Source organism: Bacillus sp. mrc49, assembly GCF_002803435.1.
Genome location: NZ_PHNG01000427.1, coordinates 1 through 306, shown reverse-complemented (window position 1 = coordinate 306; position 306 = coordinate 1). Strand labels below are relative to the sequence as shown.

At 58.8% G+C, this 306-nt stretch carries 1 rRNA gene; it reads right to left on the bottom strand.

The features are described 5' to 3' along the window. Positions 1-306 (bottom strand): 23S ribosomal RNA (locus tag CVN76_RS02615); the annotation flags it as partial.

Here is a 306-nt window from a genome sequence, read left to right as displayed (position 1 = left end):
GTCCGCACGTAGCTACCCAGCTATGCCTTTGGCAAGACAACTGGTACACCAGCGGTGCGTCCATCCCGGTCCTCTCGTACTAAGGACAGCTCCTCTCAAATTTCCTGCGCCCGCGACGGATAGGGACCGAACTGTCTCACGACGTTCTGAACCCAGCTCGCGTACCGCTTTAATGGGCGCACAGCCCAACCCTTGGGACCGACTACAGCCCCAGGATGCGATGAGCCGACATCGAGGTGCCAAACCTCCCCGTCGATGTGGACTCTTGGGGGAGATAAGCCTGTTATCCCCGGGGTAGCTTTTATC